The organism is Bacillus rugosus (genome assembly GCF_023238245.1).
GTDB lineage: Bacteria > Bacillota > Bacilli > Bacillales > Bacillaceae > Bacillus > Bacillus rugosus.
This window is the reverse complement of record NZ_CP096590.1, coordinates 685,680-704,413: the sequence shown is the minus strand read 5'-3', so window position 1 is coordinate 704,413 and position 18,734 is coordinate 685,680. Positions and strand designations below refer to the sequence as shown.

Genomic DNA, 18,734 nt, shown 5'->3' with positions numbered 1-18,734 from the left:
TTGATCACAAAACGTGATCAAGCTTTTTCTCATGACATTTCTTTGTCTTCATATAGAGATACCCTGCAGCTGCCAGTGCTGCCGGATAAAGAAGTGCCCAGCCGCTGAATGAGTAAATCACTGCGCACGCCGCAAACGACCCGAGCGCCATCCACCAGCCTGAATCTCTCCAGCTCAGCAGTTTCAGCGCTGCCGCCATTGTACATATGTAAGAGGCGATGAATGCCGCACTCGGTCCTTTTAACAGAGTTGTCAAATCGATTTGAAACAAGCCATATGCCCCAAGCACTAAGCCAAACACTGCAGCAAGCGCTGTTAATACACGGATAGGCGTATGTTTTGTCTCACTAAGTTTCCCGAAATATAAGGGGATGTGTCCCTCTCTCGCCAATGCGTATACCATTCTGGAAAAACCCGCAATATTGGCATGAATGGTGGCGAATGTAATAAACAGTGCTAAACATACCGTTACATATACTCCGCTTTCCCCGGCTCCTTTTGATATGAGCATGGCAAGCGATGCGATTTCTCCATTCTCTCCATATGAATGAGTCCCCACCGTCACAAATGACAGCATGATATACAGCCCTGCCACGCAAGCCGCTCCCAAGAACAAGCTGATTGGAACATCTTTTTCAGGACGATGAAATTCCTCAGCCAGTGGGGTAATCATTTCCCAGCCCACAAAAGAGAAAAAAATCATAACTGAAACAGATCCCGCGGCAGACCAGCCATGCGAAAGAAACGGTTTGAATTCTGCTGCTTTAACGTGAGGCAATGACACGGCAACAGAAGTGACAAGCAGAAATACGATGATACAAATGACGAGTGTACTAATGTTCGCAGATAATTGAATGCCTCTCATATGAAGCAAAATGGAGACAGCCAGCATACAGCATGCAATCAAAGTAATCTGCCAATCCGAAGCTTCTGTGACATAACTGACGTAATGCGCGCCAGTCAAAGCGATGACGGGAACGCCGATTGGAACGGATCCTAACATGATCCAGCCTAAAACCGCTCCAGCTTTTTTCTGAAAAGCCAGCTGCACGTAAGCCGTAATTCCTCCCGCGCTGGGCGCTATTTTCACAAGCCGGGCCAGTGTGCCGACTAGAAGAAAAGATAAGAAAGACATGAACACCCAAACAAATAAAGAAACGGGACCGGCTGCGTCAGCGGTGACAGACGGCAGTATTAATATCCCGCAGCCTAAAACGGCCCCAATCGTTAATGCCGTCCCTTGTATCCAAGTGATCGAACGCTGCAATTCAGGCAACATGATGCCTCCTCTCCGTTGATGGCTTTATTATAGGAAAAATAAGACGGCATCCATATGCTACAATTAAGTTAAATCAACAGCATCACCTTATGATAAAAGGAATTTTCACAAATTCGCTTAAACATGTAAAGGAGCCGGACAAATGGACGATACAGACCTTCAGATTCTCTCACATTTGCAGCGAAATGGCCGATTAACGATGGTTGAACTGGGAAAGCTTGTCGGACTCAGCTCGCCAAGCGCGGCGGAACGTGTCAGGAAGTTGGAAGACAAAGGAGTGATTACTGGCTACAGCGCGAATATCTGTTACGAAAAACTAAACAAGCATGTTACGGCTTTTATCCTGATGGAGCCAAAAAGCTGCAAACACTACGCCGCCTTTGCAGCAGCGCACCCGGATGTGGCAGAAAACCACCGCATTACAGGGATGTACAGCTATGTGACAAAAGTGGTGACAGAATCGGTACATACACTCGAAGATTTTATTGACGCTTCGATGGCCCACGGAAAACCGACCACGCTGGTTGTACTTTCTTCTTCTGCTCAGCACCCGGCTTTTGTATAACAAAAAACCGCAGCTCAATCTGCGGGTTTTCTTCACTTTATTTTTGTGCAGCCTTTAAAGCGCGTGCCCCAATGTCTTTTCTGAAAAAGAGTCCAGGCTTGATGATCTCATCAACAGCTTTGTACACTCGGTCTCTCGCCGCTTCAAACGTTTCATCAAAAGCTGTCACATTGGCGACGCGGCCGCCATTTGTGACGAACTCTCCGCGCTTTGCTTTCGTTCCGGCATGGAAGACCACAACCTGGTCAATTTCCGCTGCAAGGCTGCCGATCGGCGTGCCTTTTGCATAGCTTTCCGGGTATCCTTCTGAAGCAAGCACCACACTTACCGCCGCGGTATCCTTCCATCTTAAGTCGACTTCCTTATCATCCAAAAGATCAAGAAGCACCTGTACCAGATCAGATTCCATGCGCGGAAGCACGACCTGTGTTTCCGGATCGCCAAAGCGGGCATTAAATTCGATGACCTTCGAGCCGTTTTCAGTGAGCATTAATCCCGCGTACAAAACGCCAGTGAAGGAACGCCCTTCTTGTACCATTGCTTTTGCGGCGGGCTTGACGATTGTTTCTACAGCATGGCGGACGGTTTCTTCCGAAATTTGCGGAACTGGAGAGTAAGCGCCCATTCCGCCCGTATTTGGGCCTTTGTCTCCGTCAAACGCCCGCTTGTGATCCTGTGCAATTACCATTGGATACACCTTTTCTCCTTTGACGAATGCCATAAGAGAAAACTCTTCGCCGGAAAGGAATTCTTCAATGACAACAGACGCGCTCGCATCACCGAATTTTTCATCCTCTAGAAAATCATGCAGACATGCAATCGCTTCTTCCTCTGTCATAGCAACTGTAACGCCTTTTCCAGCCGCAAGTCCATCTGCTTTTATGACAATCGGAGCGCCTTTTTCCTGCACATATGCCTTTGCCTCTTCAAAGGATGTAAACGTGTTGTATTCTGCTGTCGGAATATCGTATTTCTTCATTAAATCCTTAGCGAACTGTTTGCTTCCTTCGATGATGGCAGCGGCTTTTGACGGACCGAACACACGCAGACCTGCTTTTTCGAATTCATCCACCAGACCTTCAATTAAAGGAACCTCAGGGCCGACGATGGTCAGGCCGATCTGATTTTCTTTTGCAAACGAGACAAGCCCGGCATGGTCGCTTTCCTCAATGTTTACAAGCTGTGCGGAAGCTGCCATGCCGTCATTTCCAGGAGCGGCAAATACCGTATCAACGAGGCTGCTTTGCTTCACCTTCCATGCCAGTGTATGTTCTCTTCCGCCTTTACCGATAATGAATACATTCACGTCGTTTTCATCCCCTTAATGTTTGAAGTGTCTAATGCCGGTGAATACCATGGCAATGCCGTACTCATCCGCTTTTTTGATGGAATCCTCATCACGTACAGATCCCCCCGGCTGAATAATAGCCGTAACGCCCGCTTTTGCCGCTTCTTCGACAGTATCCGGCATTGGGAAAAATGCATCAGATCCGAGCGCGCTGCCTTTCGCTTTTTCACCTGCTTGCTCGATGGCAATTTTCGCTGAGCCGACGCGGTTCATTTGGCCTGCTCCAACACCGACTGTCATGTTGTCCTTCGCGAGAACGATCGCATTTGATTTCACATGCTTTACGACTTTCCAAGCAAGCTTCAAATCTTCCCACTCTTGCTCGTTCGGCTCTCTTTTTGTCGGAATGCTGATCTCAGCATTATCGAAGCCGTGCATATCTAAATCTTGAATCAACAGTCCGCCTTGAACCGATGTCAGCTGTTTTTCTTTTTGAACGGCAGTTGTCACATCAAGCGTCAGCAGACGAAGATTTTTCTTCGCAGTCAAGATGTCAAGTGCTTCTTGGCTGAATGAAGGCGCGATGATGATTTCTAAGAAAATGTTGTGAAGCGCTTCGGCAGTTGCCTTGTCCACTTCACGATTCAGCGCGATAATGCCGCCGAAGATAGATGTTTTATCCGCTTCAAACGCTCTGTCAAACGCTTCTGCAATCGTTTTCCCTGTTCCTACGCCGCATGGATTCATATGCTTCACGGCAACCGCAGCCGGCTCAGTGAATTCACGAACGATTTGAACTGCTGCATCCGCGTCTTTAATGTTGTTGTAAGAAAGCTCTTTTCCGTGAAGCTGTTCTGCTTGCGCAATGGAGCCTTTGACAGGAAGTGCTGTTTGATAGAATGTTGCTTCCTGATGCGGGTTTTCCCCGTAGCGAAGCGATTGTTTTTTCTCAAATGTCACAGTGAATTGTTCCGGTTCTTTTTCACCGACAACGTTTGTCAAATAGTCAGCAATCAGTGCATCATATGCCGCAGTATGACGGAATACTTTTGCCGCCAGCTCGCGTTTTTTCTGAAGGGATACGCCGCCTTCTTCTTTGATTTGATTCAGCACTGGGCTGTAATCCGCCGGATCAACGATAACCGTCACATCCTGATGGTTTTTTGATGCCGCACGCAGCATGCCTGGTCCGCCGATGTCGATATTTTCAATCGCTTCTTCATATGTGACATCTTCTTTAGAAATCGTCTCTTTAAATGGATAGAGGTTGACGACAACGAGGTCAATCGGCTGAATCCCGTGTTCATTGATCTGCGCCATATGCTCTTCATTGCCGCGAACCGCCAGAAGGCCGCCGTGAATATTCGGATGAAGTGTTTTGAGCCGCCCGTCCATAATTTCAGGAAAACCTGTCACTTCAGAAATTCCGATGACATTCACACCGTTTTCTTGAAGAAGCTTTTTCGTTCCGCCTGTTGAAATCACGTCAACTCCAAGCTCTGTTAGTTCTTTTACAAAAGGAACGAGATTTGTTTTATCTGAAACACTGATTAATGCACGTTTAATGGTCATGCCTTTTCACCTCTGTTATTTAATCCTAATAGCTGTTTAATCACACTCGGATACCATTTATGCTCAAGCTTGTGAATCCGCTGTTCAATTGTTTCCAATGTATCATGTTCGTCAATTTCGATTGCCTTTTGAGCGATGATCGGGCCTGTATCCATTCCTTCATCGACATAATGCACGGTGATTCCGGCAACCTTCACACCCGCGCGGTACGCCTGTCCAACTGCGTCGATCCCAGGGAACGCAGGAAGAAGTGACGGGTGAATGTTAATGATTTTTCCTCCGTATGCCTGTAGCAGGGTATCACCGATCAGCCTCATATAACCGGCAAGAACAATCAATTCAACGTCATGAAGATGTAGTTGTTCGATAATGGCCCGTTCAAATGCGGCCTTGTTTTCGTAAGACTTCGGCTCAAATGCAAAGGATGGAATACGGAATGTTTCCGCCCGTTCGATGACTTTCGCCTCCGGTTTGTCGCAAACGAGGAGCGATACGGACGCATCCCACTTCTCTTCTTTCAAACGCGTGACGATGGCTTCGAAGTTTGAACCGTTTCCGGATGCAAATACCGCAAACTTTTTCATGAAAGTGCTGCACCGCCGAATGTGACGCCTTCGCCTTGTTTCACACGTCCGATCAAATAGGCTTTTTCGCCTTGGCTTTCAAGCGTTCCGATCACATCTGTCAGATGCTCTTCTTTGACTGCCAAAACAAATCCGATCCCCATATTAAAGACGTTGAACATGTCTTCTTCCTTCAGCTTGCCGTATTCTTGCAGGAAAGAGAATATCGGCGGGATTGGCCATGATCCGTGATCGATTTCCGCACTTAAGCCTTCCGGAAGCATGCGCGGGATATTTTCGATGAATCCTCCGCCTGTCACGTGTGCCATGCCGTCGACTTTTCCGCTTTTCACCGCGGCAAGCACCGGCTTCACATAAATTCTTGTCGGTTCAAGCAACTCCTCGCCAAGCGGGCGGTCAAACGGTTCGTATGTGGTATCAAGATCCAGCTCCGCATCATCCAGAAGCACTTTTCTCACAAGGGAAAATCCGTTGCTGTGAAGGCCGCTGGAGCTCAAGCCGATCAATAGATGACCTTCTTTGATGTTTTCTCCAGTCACGATTTCGTCCTTTTCCGCCACTCCGACAGAGAAACCGGCAATATCGTATTCATCAGCTGTATATAGTCCCGGCATCTCAGCCGTTTCGCCGCCGACTAAGGCTGAACCTGACTGCTCACATCCGTTCGCTACGCCTTGTACGATCTGCTCAATTTTCATAGGGTCCGCTTTGCCGACCGCTAAATAATCGAGGAAAAACAACGGCTCTGCGCCTTGTGCCAGCACATCATTGACACACATCGCAACAGCGTCAACGCCAATCGTGTCATGCTTATCCATGGAAAAAGCGAGCTTTAATTTTGTGCCGACACCGTCCGTTCCCGAAATTAAAACAGGTTTTTGATAAGAAAGCTCAGACAGGTCAAACATGCCGCCAAAACCGCCAAGGCTTCCCATAACGCCAAGCCGTTTTGTGCGCTCCACATGTTTTTTCATTCGTTTTACAGCTTCATATCCGGCTTCGATGTCAACTCCTGCGTTTTTATATGCTTCAGACATCCTATTCACTCCTTTAAGGCGCTTTTCAATATATCTCCCCGAACGAGGGCAGAAAGAGAAAGGCAGCTGAACTGCGCTGCCTTATGTCATTTTCAAGTTTTATTTGGTTAATACTGCTTCTTTTACATGAGGAAGCACTGTATCCTGGTAAATTTCAGTCGGATATTTTCCTGTAAAGCAAGCGAGACACTGTCCGCAATTAGAGTCATCGTATTTTCTGCCGATGCCTTTCAGCAGCCCTTCCACACTCAAAAATGAGAGGGTGTCGGCCCCGATTTCCTGACGGATTTCTTCAACAGAATGGGAAGACGCGATCAGTTCCTCATGTGTGGAAGTATCAATGCCGTAAAAGCAAGGATGAGCGATCGGCGGTGAACTGATTTTCACATGCACCTCTGTTGCTCCCGCTTCTCTGAGCATCGTGACAATCCGGCGGCTTGTTGTTCCGCGCACGATAGAGTCATCAACCATCACGACGCGTTTGCCTTCCACGACCCCGCGCACCGCTGATAGCTTCATTCTGACGCCTTGCTCGCGCAAAGCCTGGGACGGCTGAATAAACGTTCTGCCGACATAGCGGTTTTTGATTAAACCCAGCTCGTACGGGATGCCTGTTGCTTCTGCATACCCGATCGCCGCAGAAATACTGGAATCCGGAACCCCTGTTACGACATCAGCTTCAACTGTGGATTCCTGAGCCAGCATTTTCCCAAGGTTTTTTCGCGCACTGTGCACGTTAATGCCGTCAATGTTGCTGTCTGGTCTTGAGAAATAAATGTACTCCATGCTGCAAATGGAACGGTTGATATTCATGGAAAAACGCTCTGATTTCATGCCTTCATCATTGATGATCAGCATTTCGCCCGGTTCTACCTCACGAAGGTACGTTGCACCGACGACATCAAATGCGCATGTTTCTGATGCAACAACATAAGCGTCGCCCATCATGCCGATTGACAGCGGTCTGAGCCCGTTCGGGTCAAGCGCGACAATCATTTCTGTTTCGGTCATGATCAGGAATGCGTATGCACCTTTCAGCATGGAAAGCGAGTTTTTAATTTGATCCTTCAGCGTGAAGTGGCCGCTTCTTTTGATCAGGTGAGCCAATACCTCTGTATCCGAGGAGGTTTGAAAAATGCTTCCTTGATTTTCGAGCTGCTGCTTCAGCTGAGTGGCGTTGACAAGGTTTCCGTTATGAGCAAGCGCCAGACTGCCGTTGTTTTGGGAACGGAAGAGGAGCGGCTGAACATTTTCGTATCCGCCGCCTCCAGCCGTTGCGTACCGAACATGCCCGATTGCGCCTTTTCCCTTCACTTTGCTGAGCTCACCGTTTTGAAATACTTCAGTGATCAGCCCTTGGCCTTTGTGTGCCGTCAGTTTTTCACCGTCAGTTGCTACAATTCCCGCGCCCTCCTGACCTCTGTGCTGGAGGCTGTGAAGGCCGTAATACGTGATTTGCGGGGCTTCTTCATGTCCCCAAATCCCAAATACGCCGCACTCTTCATTTAAGCCTTTGATTTCAGCAAGCATGGGATAGCTCCTTTCCATGCGCGCTCAAGTTCTTTCGTTTGCGCATGAATCAATTGTTGTCCGTCTTGGTTTTGAATCGCCAGAAGACCATCAGCTGTTACCTCACCGATATGAACTGCATCTTTCACAGCAGCTTCAAACGCTGCTTGATGTTCTTTTTTCACTGAAACAACGAAGCGGGATTGAGATTCAGAGAATAATAACGCTGCTTCTCCTTCAACAGTCACGTTCGCGCCTAGGTTTTCCGTCGTCATGACACTTTCTGCGATCGCTACGCCTAAGCCGCCTTCAGACACATCATGCGCTGATTGAACAAAGCCTTTTTTAATCGCTTCCAGCAATGCTCTTTGGCGTGACAGTTCTACATCAAGATCGATTTGCGGGGCTTTTCCGTAAATGCTGCCTTCTGTCATTTTTTGCAGCTCGCTTCCGGCAAACTCAGGTTTTGTTTCGCCAATCACGTAGACGAGATCTCCCGCTTGTTTGAAATGCTGTGTTGTAATGTGTGCTGTATCTTCAATTAAGCCGACCATGCCAATAACAGGTGTCGGGTAGATCGCCGTGCCGTTTGATTCGTTATAAAGTGATACGTTTCCGCCAATAACCGGTGTGCTGAGAACATTGCACGCCTCGCTGATGCCATCAGCCGCTTTTTCGATCTGCCAGAAGATTTCCGGTTTCTCCGGGTTTCCAAAGTTAAGGTTATCTGTGACGGCAAGCGGTTCTGCACCTGAGCAAATGATGTTGCGCGCCGCTTCAGCGACAGCAATTTTTCCGCCGACTTCAGGATCAAGATAGAGATAACGCGCGTTACAGTCTGTCGTCATCGCCAGCGCCTTTTTCGTTCCGCGGATTCTGAGAACACCTGCGTCAGACCCAGGAGCGACAACTGTATTTGTCCGCACCATGTAGTCATACTGATCGTAAACCCACTCTTTGCTTGCGATCGTCGGCTGCTGGAGGAGGGCCTTCAGCGTTTCATTCGCATCTTTAATTTGAGGAGCCGGAACGTCTGTCTCTAAAAACTCGCGGTAGTATGCAGGTTCTTGAGATGGCTTGTGGTAAACCGGAGCTTCCTCTGCCAAAGCATCAACAGGCAGCTCACATACAACCTCGCCTTTGTGTGTCAGGCGAAGCATTTTATCATCTGTTACACGTCCGACAGAAACCGCTTCAAGTTCGTACTTGTCAAAAATATCGATGATTTCCTGCTCACGTCCGCGCTCGATGACCAAAAGCATCCGTTCCTGTGATTCAGAAAGCATCATTTCATATGCAGTCATGCCTGTTTCACGCTGAGGAATCAGGTCAAGATTCATCTCAATACCAGAGCCGGCTTTACTTGCCATTTCGGCACTTGAGCTTGTTAAACCAGCAGCTCCCATATCCTGAATGCCGACTAACGCATCACATTGGATGACTTCCAGACACGCTTCAAGCAAAAGCTTCTCCATAAACGGATCGCCGACTTGAACAGCAGAGCGCTTTTCTTCAGATGAATCAGACATTTCTTCAGAAGCAAACGTAGCGCCATGAATTCCGTCACGCCCTGTTTTTGCTCCTACGTACATTACTGTATTGCCGATACCTTTCGCCTGGCCTTTTTTGATGTCTTCATGGTTGATTAAACCGACGCACATTGCGTTGACGAGCGGATTTCCTTCATAGCTGCTGTCAAACTGCACTTCTCCGCCGACTGTCGGGATGCCGATACAGTTGCCGTATCCGGCGATACCCGCTACTACTTCTTCAAACAAGTACTTCACGCGCGGTGAAGTCAGTTCACCAAATCGAAGAGAGTTCAATACAGCGATTGGACGGGCACCCATTGAGAATACGTCACGGATAATGCCGCCGACGCCAGTCGCAGCGCCTTGGTAAGGTTCGAGAGCTGATGGGTGGTTATGTGATTCAATCTTGAACACAACCGCTTGGTTGTCACCGATATCAACGATTCCGGCGCCTTCCCCCGGACCTTGCAGCACACGCTCGCCGCTTGTCGGGAATTTACGCAGTATCGGCTTTGAGTTTTTGTAGCTGCAATGCTCTGACCACATGACAGAAAAAATTCCGATTTCTGTGTAGTTCGGCAATCTGCCAAGAATGGATTCAATCAATGCAAACTCATCATCACTGACACCCATTTGCTGATACATTTTCTCTTCTTTTATTTGTTCTTTACTTGGTTCAAGCAGTAGTGACATGAGTTTCCCTCCAATTTTTCACGATAGACTGAAACAATTTAAGACCGTCGGCGCTTCCAAGCAGTTCATCGACCGCGCGCTCAGGGTGAGGCATCATGCCTAATACGTTACCTTTCTCATTCACGACACCGGCAATGTCGCTGACACTTCCGTTAATATTGGAGCCGTATGTGAAAGCAATTTGATTGTTTTCTTTCAATGAAGCAAGCGTTTCGTCATCACAGTAGAAATTTCCTTCACCATGGGCAACAGGGATTGTAATCGATTGGCCCTTTTCGTAGGAAGATGTGAATAATGTTTCGTCGTTCTGTACAATTAATTCAACCGGACGGCAAATGAACTTCAAATCTTTGTTGCGTCTCATTGCACCTGGCAGAAGGCCAAGCTCCTGTAAAATCTGGAATCCATTGCAGACGCCGAGAACAGGTTTTCCTTCAGCCGCTGCTTGTTTGACAGCTGGCATAATATTCGCAAATCGGGCGATAGCGCCGCATCTCAAGTAATCGCCGTAAGAAAATCCTCCCGGAATTAACACGCCGTCGAAGCCGTCAAGGCTTGTTTCCTCATGCCAGACGTATTCTACTTCATGGCCGAGTTCATCCTTTACAGCATGATACATATCGATATCACAGTTGGAGCCGGGTAACACAATCACCGCAAATTTCACTGTGCGACTACCTCCTCAACCTCGTATCTGTAATCTTCAATCACTGTATTAGCAAGAAGTTTTTCGCACATTTCTTTCACTAGGACGTCTAGATCACGGTCAGATTTTTCAATGGTAAGCTCCATGTATTTTCCGATGCGCACATCTTGAACTTCATTGTAAGTCATACTGTGCAAGGCATGCTGGACAGCGCTCCCTTGTGGATCTAGTACACTTTCTTTTAAGCTGACATAAACTTTTACTTTATACATGATGAATGCCTCCCAGTCTTTTGAAAATCTCTTCGTATGCGTCGGTTAAGCTTCCAAGATTTCGTCTGAATAAATCTTTGTCCAGCTTTTCGTTCGTGTCTTTATCCCACAAGCGGCAGGTGTCAGGTGAAATTTCATCCGCCAACAGCACTTGCCCGTCTGCATCTAAACCAAATTCAAGCTTGAAATCTATTAATCTCACATGACAATCGTCAAAAATGGTTTGAAGCTCTTCATTCACTGTTTTTGTAATGGACTTAATGGTTTTTACTTGCTCAGGAGTTGCCGCTTTCAAGAGCCAAATATGATCTTCTGTGATGAGCGGATCACCCAGCGCGTCATCCTTGTAGTAAAATTCGATAATCGGCTGTTCAAGCTTTGTGCCTTCTGGAATGCCAAGACGTTTGGACATGCTTCCTGCCACAACATTTCTGACTACAACTTCAAGCGGTACAATCGTTACCTTTTTAATGAGCTGCTCTGTTTCCGAAATGCGCTCAATAAAGTGATTGTTAATCCCTTTACTATGAAGATGTTTGAAAATTAAGCTTGAAATCTCGTTATTTAAGCGCCCTTTTCCGCTGATTTCTGCTTTTTTCTCGCCGTTAAAGGCAGTGGCGGAGTCTTTATACACGACATACAGCGTGTTTTCGTCATCGGTTTTGTAGATCTTTTTTGCTTTTCCTTCGTATAAAAGTTCATTCTTCACAATATTCACGGAAGGCCTCCTAACCCGAATGTTGGGAATTTTCAAACTGCGGCGGCATAGAAGAAGCCGCCTAAAAGCTTCTTCTATGCCAAACCTAAACGTTCAAAGATCAGATCAACATTTTTAAGATGATAGTTGTAATCAAAGCAGTCAGCAATTTTTTCCGGAGAAAGACGGGACGTGATTTTCTCTTCCGCCTCCACAAGCTCACGGAAAGGCACTTGTTTTTCCCACGCTTCCATTGCTTTCGGCTGTACTGTATCATAGGCTTCTTCGCGAGTCAGACCTGTGTCAATCAGAGCAAGCAGCACGCGCTGAGAGTAAATAAGGCCGAGTGTGCGGTCCATGTTGCGCTTCATGTTTTCCGGGAAGACCGTTAAGTTTTTCACGATGTTAGAGAAGCGGTTCAGCATGTAGTTCAGCGCAATTGTCGCATCCGGAAGAATAATCCGTTCTGCTGATGAATGAGAAATATCGCGCTCATGCCATAATGGAACATTTTCGTAAGCCGTCATCATGTAGCCGCGGATGACGCGCGCCATGCCTGTCATGTTTTCAGAGCCGATTGGGTTGCGTTTGTGCGGCATCGCAGATGATCCCTTTTGCCCTTTCGCGAAAAATTCCTCAACTTCGCGTGTTTCACTCTTTTGCAGTCCGCGGATTTCCACTGCGAACTTTTCGATGCTTGTCGCGATTAAAGCAAGTGTCGCCATATAGTCAGCATGGCGGTCACGCTGAAGGGTTTGAGTTGAAATCGGTGCTGCTTTCAATCCGAGCTTCTCACATACATATTGCTCAACAAATGGGTCAATGTTCGCATATGTGCCGACAGCGCCGGAAATCTTCCCAACCTCGATGCCTTCTTTCGCTTGTTTGAAACGCTCAAGATTCCGTTTCATTTCCTCATGCCAAAGCGCAAGTTTTAAGCCGAATGTTGTAGGCTCAGCGTGTACGCCGTGTGTGCGCCCCATCATGACTGTGTATTTATGTTCTTTCGCTTTTTCTTTTATAATGTCAACAAATCTCTCAAGGTCCTTGAGCAGAATATCGTTTGCCTGTTTTAATAAGTAAGAAAGAGCAGTATCAACAACGTCCGTTGACGTTAAGCCGTAGTGCACCCATTTTCTTTCTTCACCGAGTGATTCGGAAACGGCGCGTGTAAACGCGACAACGTCATGGCGCGTGTCCTGTTCGATTTCTAAAATACGGTTGATGTCAAATGACGCGTTCGCGCGCATGACCTTTACGTCTTCTTTCGGAATGACGCCAAGCTCCGCCCACGCTTCACATGCAAGAATCTCAACCTCCAGCCATGCTTGAAATCTGTTTTCATCCGTCCAAATCGCGGACATTTCAGGTCTTGAATAACGTTCGATCATTCTGCTTGTCCTCCGTCTCTATTCATCCATTTATTTGTGATCTCCTGAATCCAATGGTCTTCAGGCTGCTTCATAAATGTAATATGCCCCATTTTGCGGCCTTTTTTGATTTCATGTTTTCCGTATATAAATAGCTTTGCTTCTTTTAAAAGCTCCGGCTCTTCCTCAACAAGCTTCACTTCATCGCCTAGAAGATTCACCATCATGCCCGGCTTCAGCAAATCTGTTTTCCCGAGAGGAAGACCGCATACGGCTCTGATATGCTGTTCAAACTGGCTCGTTTCGCAAAGGTCCAGTGTATAATGCCCTGAATTGTGCGGTCTTGGCGCCAGTTCATTGACCAAAAGCACTCCGTCTTCTGTCAGGAACATCTCAACAGCAAGCGGTCCGACAAGGTTAAGCTCGTCTGCAAGTTTAACGGCCAAATCAGCAGCCTTCTTCTGAATCCCTTCCTCCACCCGTGCAGGCACGATGCTTTGGAAGAGAATATTGTTGTGGTGAATGTTTTCAGCTGCCGGAAATGTTGCAATTTCGCCGTTTACCGATCTGACGACGATGACCGACAGTTCCATTTTAAAGGAAACCCAGCTTTCGAGAATGCAAGTTCCGTGCTCTAAAAGAGCGGAAGCCTGCTCAATTTGCGCCTCTTCTTTCATCACAAATTGGCCTTTGCCGTCGTACCCGCCTCGGCATGTTTTAAGAACTGCTGGAAGCCCAAGCTTCTGTACTGCCTGTTTCAGTTCATCCTTTGTGTTGACGATGCTGTACGGCGCGACTTCACAGCCTGCGGCTTGAATTGCTTTTTTCTCTGTTTCACGGTTTTGGGTAATGAGCAGCAGCTCACTTCCTTGCGGGAGATACGCATGACCTTTTAGCCAATGCAGCGCATCATAGTCGATGTTTTCAAACTCATACGTGATGATGTCGCTGACTTCAGCCAATTTTCGAATCGCTTCACGGTCATTGTAATGAGCGGTAATTTCAATATCCGCAACCTGCCCGCACGGCGAATCTTTCACCGGATCAACGACCGCGACTTTATACCCCATTTGTTTGGCGGACACAGCCATCATTTTCCCAAGCTGGCCGCCGCCAATAATGCCGATGACAGCTCCCGGATAGATGATTTGTTTAGACAAGCTGATCACTGCTTTCTAACACCGTCTGTTTTGTATTTTCTCTTCTCTCATCCAGTTTACGGGCAAGATCTTCGTCAAAAGCTGACAAAATTTGCGCCGCTAACAGGCCTGCGTTCACAGCGCCCGCTTTACCGATGGCTGTTGTCGCAACAGGCACGCCTCCAGGCATTTGGACGATAGAAAGAAGTGAATCCAGTCCGTTCAGCGCCTTAGACTGAACCGGAACTCCGATGACCGGCAGTGTTGTTTTCGCCGCCGTCATCCCCGGCAGATGCGCCGCTCCTCCGGCACCGGCGATAATCACCTTGATGCCTCTTTCTCTGGCAGTTTCAGCGTATTCAAACATCAAATCAGGCGTCCGGTGAGCGGAAACGACCTTTTTTTCGTACGGAACATTGAGTTCGTCAAGTATGTCGCATGCGTTTTTCATTGTCTCCCAATCGGAAGTGCTTCCCATGATGATTCCTACTAGCGGCTGCATTCTGTCCCCACCTTCTAATGCTTTTGTTTTCAGAAAATAAAAAATACCCGCTCTGCATTGCACTTATGAGGAAGCAATACAAACCGGGCATGGTACATGTATCGTCAGTCGTTCGCTTCTGCGATATATCCATGTCAGTTTTATCGATCACTTTCCTGCATAGTCCGGCAATTTACGGTTGCCGGGTAGAAACTTATGGGCCATATTCCCAAGATTATATGAGGTCGTGTTTTGATTTCATGTTTATCTTAACAACGGACATGGATAATGTCAACGATATTATCGAACGATACAAAAATTCATTCTACTAATGTTCGTGTTTTAGATCAATTTCCCTTCAAATACGATTTTTTTCCCGCACGGAACGATCTGAATTGACCCATTTTCCTTTTTCTCCATAAAAATAGGCTCCTCCATTCGCCGCACTGGCAGATATCCTTCTTCTTTCATTTGCTGAAGCACTGCATCAATCGTTTGCTGCTCTGTCACTTCAAACTTTTTCTTCTTCGGCTTTGCCATTATTCTTTAATTCTCCTCTTCTTCACCGCTTTGACCCAGAAGCCGCCATGGATTGTTTTTGGTTCATACGCAATAATAAAAGCTTTTGAATCAAGTGTTTTTATCGTATCATACAGCTGGAGTTCATATCTTCTCGGCGTCAGAATCTGAAGGGCTGTGCGGTCACCTTCAAGCCCGCCAACCACCCAGTTTGTTACGCCGTAGCCTTTTTCACGGAGCTGCCTCGGAAGATCAAGATCGAGCTCCTTTGTAATCACATTGACCATAATATAGCCAAGTGCCAATTTTTCTTCTATTTTCATGCCGACAATCACGCCAAGACCGTAACCGATCGCGTATGCAATTACATTTTGAATCTGGTCTAAGTTATCGAGCACCAGGCTCAGTCCTGTCACATAAACCAGTATTTCAATCGTGCTTATGCCGGCCGCTAAATAACGCTGCCCTTTCAGCGTTAAAATCATTCTTATCGTAAAAAATGACACATAGACAATATTAATAATAAGAATTATGAGAACCATGGCTAACCCATTTGATAAGATGGTTTGCATCATTTTATTTCATCCCCCCACTCTTCAGCTTGCATAAAGCATTCATATTCTACTAGAGAAATGAGTCGTTTACAATGAGCTGAGGCCGTAAGCCTAAGGAAAATATTTCGACACGCTTTATGAGTTTGAACAGTAGTAGTTTACCCTCTTTCTCACCATTTCAAAATCAAAACAAAAAAGCCTGCTTTTCAGCAGACTCACCTCTTCTCATATATTGTCAGATCTCTTTTTTCAATTTCAGAAGGGACTTGTATTCTTTTTCAAGCTCACTCAGCGTATAATCAGACAGCTGTTCCCCTCTTCCCTGATAAAATTCCGAGAGCAGTAATTTGGTTTTTAAAAATTGCTTCTTTTGATTAATCGCTCGGCGAAGTAAATCAGCCATGTCCATCATCCTCCTTAAACATAAAGGTTTGTGCGCTGGACTTTTACAGCATTTTCCCCATCATACATGGATTAATCCTACAAATCAACTATGTTTTTTAGATATATTTGTAAAAAATGTGACATAAAAAAACCGGCTATGAACAGCCGGTTTTTTCATTAAAGCGGAATCAGCGACGCCGTGAAATACTCAGAAATCAACGGCCAAGTCACCGCCGTAAACAGCAGTGCTACCGCAACCACAGCAAATACACAATAGATATAGTCAATCGGTGCATCCTGTGCCGCCTGATACAGACGCTGCACATACAGCGCCGTCATAAAAAAGATCGAAAACAAGATCAGCACTGTAAACAGAACTGTCAGGATCGGGATATTTACGATCGCAAAGATCAGCCAAAGAATTGAAACAGCAATCACCGGTACAAGCAATGATCCCAAACCGGCAGCTGCTTCCCTGAACGACACCTTCTGCTTCATCATATAGCGGGAGACGGCCCATACCGCTAAGACCATTACCGCGAAAAAGAGAAGCAAATACACAAGAACAACTAAAAATCCGTCATAAAAAGCGTGATGGCGTTCTCCAAACCCGAGCGGGCGATTCCAGCTCGCCTTTAACTGAAACCAGTTCCCGATTGAAAAAATCATACTGAATATAAGCATTGAAATCAAACCATACTTATAATGAGAAAAACCATCCGCCACGACGGTTTTCGCCGGTGATTTTAAAATCGAGAACGCAAAACCGCAATATCTGTTGATAGCTGCCCAAACAGACGCAAGCTTGTCTTTAGCAGTTGTTACACCGCGTTCCTTGTGCGGTTTCTGCTTTTGTTTTTGCTTCTGCTTGCTTTGCCGGCTCGCCTTTCTGGACATTCTCGATAGCGGTTCTTCATCTGCATCTATTCTTTCACTCTGGTTAACTTCTTCTTCAAACGTTTCTTTTCTATCTTCCGTCATGTCAGCAACTCCTATCAAAAAAATACGGCGGAATACCATTCAGCAAGAAAATAAAACACTTATATAAGGTACCGAAGCCTTCCTGAACAGTCAAGTCATTTCCATTTAAGTAAAGCATGGCGGCACATCTACATGACGGTATATCGTATGAAATGGTTTTACCTTTTGCAACAAAAAAACCAGCCACCTCAGCAGCTGGTTTTCATTCCTTATTTTAAAAAGATAAAGTACAGGATAAATACGACAAACAGTCCGTACATGATCGGATGAACCTCTTTGGCTTTTCCTTTGCACACCATTGTAATCGGATAGAAAATAAATCCAATGGCAATCCCGGTCGCAATGCTGTACGTTAACGGCATCATGATCATGGTAAGGAAAGCGGGAACGGCTACCTCGAACTTATCCCAAGCAATTTTGCCAAGCGGCGCCACCATCAGTGCACCAACAATGATCAGTGCCGGCGCTGTTACGTTTGATGTAACGACTGATAGGAGCGGTGAGAAAAACGTAGCCAGTAAAAAGAGAATACCTGTTACAATTGCCGCAAATCCTGAACGGGCACCCGCAGCGACACCTGAGCTTGATTCCACGTAAGAAGTTGTTGTAGACGTACCAAGCACAGCACCGATCACAATAGAAGATGAATCAGCTAAAAGCGCACGGCCCGCACGCGGCAATTTGTTTTCTTTCATTAAACCAGCTTGAGTTGCCACAGCAACAAGTGTACCCGCTGTATCAAAAAATCCGACAAACAAGAAAGTTAAAATGACAATCAGCATTTGTACGGAGAATATATCCGGCAGGTGAATCCATGCTTGTCCGAAAGTCGGCGCAAGGCTCGGCACACTGCCGATGATTTGAGATGGAACTGGAACCAACCCGAAAATCATGCCGGCAACCGCTGTTAACAGCATTCCGATAAACACGCCCGCGTTAACGCGAAGCACCATTAAAATAACCGTTACAATCACACCGAAAATCGTTAACAGCACAGGACCGCTGTGAATGTTCCCGATGGTGACGAGTGTAGAAGGGTTTGCAGTAATAATTCCTGAACCTTGTAATCCAACGAATGTAATAAACAGGCCGATACCCGCACCGACTGCCAATTTCAGCTCAGGTGGAATGGCGTTGATGATTTTTTCACGAAAACCTGTTAAAGAAAGAGCAACGAAAATAAGTCCTGAAATAAAGACACCAGACAAAGCTGCCTGCCATGAAATGCCCATCCCAAGGACGACAGAAAACGCAAAAAACGCGTTCAGCCCCATACCGGGCGCAATGGCGATCGGATACCTCGCGATCAACCCCATTAAAATACAGCCTGCTGCTGACGCCAAAGCTGTCGCCGTAAAGACCGCACCCTGATCAATTCTCAGCGCCTCCGGAAAATCTTTTACGCTCTCCAAAGCAAGTGTAATCGGATTGACGAACAGAATATATGCCATAGATAAAAAAGTCGTTAATCCGCCAATGATTTCATTGCGATAGCTGGTGCCCAGCTCATCAAACTGAAAAAACTTTTTCAAGCTATTTGACTCCCTTCACTCTTTGCTATTTATTCTGTCCTGAAAACGCCAAATAAAAAACGCCCCAATACAATTTGGGACGCTTGACTACAGACGGATT

General features: G+C 46.5%; 19 protein-coding genes and 1 riboswitch. Of the genes, 1 reads left to right on the top strand and 18 read right to left on the bottom strand.

Annotated features, from left to right (window positions below; genetic code table 11):
- Positions 1-4: 4 nt before the first annotated feature.
- A complete protein-coding gene (locus M0696_RS03665; RefSeq protein ID WP_222143719.1) occupies positions 5-1,279 on the bottom strand; it encodes an APC family permease in 1,275 nt (424 codons plus the stop codon).
- Positions 1,280-1,421: 142 nt separating this feature from the next.
- Between M0696_RS03665 and M0696_RS03660 the strand changes: the two genes are divergently transcribed.
- Positions 1,422-1,844 carry an Lrp/AsnC family transcriptional regulator gene (locus tag M0696_RS03660; RefSeq protein ID WP_222143718.1) on the top strand — a complete coding sequence of 141 codons (423 nt, stop codon included), beginning with the start codon at positions 1,422-1,424 and terminating at the stop codon, positions 1,842-1,844.
- A 37-nt stretch (positions 1,845-1,881) separates the two neighbouring features.
- On the opposite strand, the gene purD is transcribed toward M0696_RS03660, so the two are convergent.
- The 17 genes from purD to pbuG form a co-directional block, all read right to left on the bottom strand.
- Positions 1,882-3,150 (bottom strand): phosphoribosylamine--glycine ligase, encoded by a 1,269-nt coding sequence (purD, locus tag M0696_RS03655; protein WP_248602507.1) that lies wholly within the window; start codon positions 3,148-3,150, stop codon positions 1,882-1,884.
- Positions 3,151-3,165: 15 nt separating this feature from the next.
- On the bottom strand, positions 3,166-4,704 hold the full coding sequence (gene purH, locus M0696_RS03650) for a bifunctional phosphoribosylaminoimidazolecarboxamide formyltransferase/IMP cyclohydrolase (RefSeq protein ID WP_166854030.1): 1,539 nt from the start codon (positions 4,702-4,704) through the stop codon (positions 3,166-3,168).
- Complete coding sequence (gene purN / locus M0696_RS03645; protein WP_222143715.1) at positions 4,701-5,288, bottom strand: phosphoribosylglycinamide formyltransferase; 588 nt, start codon at positions 5,286-5,288, stop codon at positions 4,701-4,703. The genes purH and purN overlap by 4 nt, the downstream gene beginning before the upstream one ends.
- Positions 5,285-6,325: a phosphoribosylformylglycinamidine cyclo-ligase gene (gene purM / locus M0696_RS03640; RefSeq protein WP_072181553.1), complete on the bottom strand. Its 1,041-nt coding sequence runs from the start codon at positions 6,323-6,325 to the stop codon at positions 5,285-5,287. Before purM ends, purN begins: the two co-directional genes overlap by 4 nt.
- Positions 6,326-6,424: 99 nt before the next feature.
- Positions 6,425-7,855, bottom strand: a complete 1,431-nt coding sequence (gene purF, locus M0696_RS03635) for an amidophosphoribosyltransferase (RefSeq protein ID WP_222143714.1) — start codon at positions 7,853-7,855, stop codon at positions 6,425-6,427.
- A complete protein-coding gene (purL, locus tag M0696_RS03630; RefSeq protein ID WP_222143713.1) occupies positions 7,831-10,059 on the bottom strand; it encodes a phosphoribosylformylglycinamidine synthase subunit PurL in 2,229 nt (742 codons plus the stop codon). The genes purF and purL overlap by 25 nt, the downstream gene beginning before the upstream one ends.
- Positions 10,043-10,726, bottom strand: coding sequence for a phosphoribosylformylglycinamidine synthase subunit PurQ (gene purQ / locus M0696_RS03625; protein ID WP_014112917.1), 684 nt, complete (start codon positions 10,724-10,726; stop codon positions 10,043-10,045). Before purQ ends, purL begins: the two co-directional genes overlap by 17 nt.
- Complete coding sequence (gene purS, locus M0696_RS03620) at positions 10,723-10,977, bottom strand: phosphoribosylformylglycinamidine synthase subunit PurS (RefSeq protein ID WP_003219409.1); 255 nt, start codon at positions 10,975-10,977, stop codon at positions 10,723-10,725. Before purS ends, purQ begins: the two co-directional genes overlap by 4 nt.
- Positions 10,970-11,695 carry a phosphoribosylaminoimidazolesuccinocarboxamide synthase gene (purC, locus tag M0696_RS03615; protein WP_166854033.1) on the bottom strand — a complete coding sequence of 242 codons (726 nt, stop codon included), beginning with the start codon at positions 11,693-11,695 and terminating at the stop codon, positions 10,970-10,972. The genes purS and purC overlap by 8 nt, the downstream gene beginning before the upstream one ends.
- 74 nt (positions 11,696-11,769) lie before the next feature.
- Positions 11,770-13,065, bottom strand: a complete 1,296-nt coding sequence (gene purB / locus M0696_RS03610) for an adenylosuccinate lyase (RefSeq protein WP_166854034.1) — start codon at positions 13,063-13,065, stop codon at positions 11,770-11,772.
- Positions 13,062-14,204, bottom strand: a complete 1,143-nt coding sequence (purK, locus tag M0696_RS03605; protein WP_222143712.1) for a 5-(carboxyamino)imidazole ribonucleotide synthase — start codon at positions 14,202-14,204, stop codon at positions 13,062-13,064. Before purK ends, purB begins: the two co-directional genes overlap by 4 nt.
- Positions 14,197-14,685, bottom strand: coding sequence for a 5-(carboxyamino)imidazole ribonucleotide mutase (purE, locus tag M0696_RS03600; protein WP_019713502.1), 489 nt, complete (start codon positions 14,683-14,685; stop codon positions 14,197-14,199). Before purE ends, purK begins: the two co-directional genes overlap by 8 nt.
- 140 nt (positions 14,686-14,825) lie before the next feature.
- Positions 14,826-14,927: riboswitch (purine riboswitch) on the bottom strand.
- Positions 14,928-15,006: 79 nt separating this feature from the next.
- Positions 15,007-15,204, bottom strand: a complete 198-nt coding sequence (locus M0696_RS03595) for an NETI motif-containing protein (protein WP_003219403.1) — start codon at positions 15,202-15,204, stop codon at positions 15,007-15,009.
- A complete protein-coding gene (locus M0696_RS03590) occupies positions 15,204-15,758 on the bottom strand; it encodes a DUF2179 domain-containing protein (protein WP_166854037.1) in 555 nt (184 codons plus the stop codon). Before M0696_RS03590 ends, M0696_RS03595 begins: the two co-directional genes overlap by 1 nt.
- A gap of 214 nt (positions 15,759-15,972) precedes the next feature.
- On the bottom strand, positions 15,973-16,140 hold the full coding sequence (locus M0696_RS03585; RefSeq protein ID WP_166854038.1) for a Fur-regulated basic protein FbpA: 168 nt from the start codon (positions 16,138-16,140) through the stop codon (positions 15,973-15,975).
- Between the two features lie 158 nt (positions 16,141-16,298).
- Entirely contained in the window at positions 16,299-17,102 is an 804-nt protein-coding gene (locus M0696_RS03580; RefSeq protein WP_222143711.1) for a hypothetical protein, read from the bottom strand.
- Positions 17,103-17,311: 209 nt separating this feature from the next.
- Positions 17,312-18,634, bottom strand: a complete 1,323-nt coding sequence (gene pbuG / locus M0696_RS03575) for a hypoxanthine/guanine permease PbuG (RefSeq protein ID WP_166854040.1) — start codon at positions 18,632-18,634, stop codon at positions 17,312-17,314.
- Positions 18,635-18,734 lie beyond the last annotated feature (100 nt).

Bases quoted from the DNA above. Each gene is read 5' to 3' on its own strand.
- purN (WP_222143715.1), bottom strand. From the start codon at position 5,288: ATGAAAAAGTTTGCGGTATTTGCATCCGGAAACGGTTCAAACTTCGAA.
- purB (WP_166854034.1), bottom strand. From the start codon at position 13,065: ATGATCGAACGTTATTCAAGACCTGAAATGTCCGCGATTTGGACGGAT.
- M0696_RS03585 (WP_166854038.1), bottom strand. From the start codon at position 16,140: ATGGCTGATTTACTTCGCCGAGCGATTAATCAAAAGAAGCAATTTTTA.
- purH (WP_166854030.1), bottom strand. From the start codon at position 4,704: ATGACCATTAAACGTGCATTAATCAGTGTTTCAGATAAAACAAATCTC.
- purE (WP_019713502.1), bottom strand. From the start codon at position 14,685: ATGCAGCCGCTAGTAGGAATCATCATGGGAAGCACTTCCGATTGGGAG.
- M0696_RS03590 (WP_166854037.1), bottom strand. From the start codon at position 15,758: ATGATGCAAACCATCTTATCAAATGGGTTAGCCATGGTTCTCATAATT.
- M0696_RS03660 (WP_222143718.1), top strand. From the start codon at position 1,422: ATGGACGATACAGACCTTCAGATTCTCTCACATTTGCAGCGAAATGGC.
- purL (WP_222143713.1), bottom strand. From the start codon at position 10,059: ATGTCACTACTGCTTGAACCAAGTAAAGAACAAATAAAAGAAGAGAAA.
- M0696_RS03665 (WP_222143719.1), bottom strand. From the start codon at position 1,279: ATGTTGCCTGAATTGCAGCGTTCGATCACTTGGATACAAGGGACGGCA.
- purM (WP_072181553.1), bottom strand. From the start codon at position 6,325: ATGTCTGAAGCATATAAAAACGCAGGAGTTGACATCGAAGCCGGATAT.
- M0696_RS03595 (WP_003219403.1), bottom strand. From the start codon at position 15,204: ATGGCAAAGCCGAAGAAGAAAAAGTTTGAAGTGACAGAGCAGCAAACG.
- purF (WP_222143714.1), bottom strand. From the start codon at position 7,855: ATGCTTGCTGAAATCAAAGGCTTAAATGAAGAGTGCGGCGTATTTGGG.
- M0696_RS03580 (WP_222143711.1), bottom strand. From the start codon at position 17,102: ATGACGGAAGATAGAAAAGAAACGTTTGAAGAAGAAGTTAACCAGAGT.
- purS (WP_003219409.1), bottom strand. From the start codon at position 10,977: ATGTATAAAGTAAAAGTTTATGTCAGCTTAAAAGAAAGTGTACTAGAT.